This is a genomic window from Candidatus Frankia alpina (assembly GCF_902806485.1).
Lineage (GTDB): Bacteria > Actinomycetota > Actinomycetes > Frankiales > Frankiaceae > Frankia > Frankia alpina.
Genome location: NZ_CADCWT010000557.1, coordinates 1 through 582 on the forward strand (window position 1 = coordinate 1; position 582 = coordinate 582).

General features: G+C 58.4%; 1 protein-coding gene. It reads left to right on the forward strand.

Annotated features, from left to right (window positions below):
- Positions 1–582 (forward strand): hypothetical protein (locus G6R25_RS24485; protein WP_163554705.1); only part of this gene is annotated, 582 nt, incomplete at both ends.

Here is a 582-nt window from a genome sequence, read left to right on the forward strand (position 1 = left end):
ATGTCTACCGGCTGGTCAAACCGCAGCTCAGCCTGGATTCCATAACTTCAGATCCCGATTTGTCCAGTGCACTCAGGAATTTCGTCGAAAATCCCGATGACAATCAAGCCAACCGCACGTTCCGAGCGCTACTTCCGGTCGAGGACATCACGATCGACTCGTGGTCGCGTCAGATTTCTCCGAAGCTGGGCGGTCCTGACTCATTCATAGATTGGCTGTTCGGCGACTTCGTCATGGTCTTCCGGTCCCGCGACATCGAGATAGGGAGCGGGCTGCACCACACGAATACATTTCAGTATCGAGTCTACGACCCGACCATCGACGTCTCGACCGTCCTGCGTTCCGATGCAGGGTTGGCTCGTGATTTCGCCACTGCGCTCGCGAGCGACAGCGAATCGAAGCTCTCGTCCGTCTGTTCGGATGTCGCCAAGGCCGCACACCGCATGGGCATCGAGGCACCCGAGATCCTGAACACAGGAATCCTGGTCACCGAGCCCGGCCTTACCTCAGTGGAGAACGCCCTGGGCTGGGCACTAGGCAGGGCCGCGCGAAGGTCACCTTCCATGCTGACTGGTTACTCTA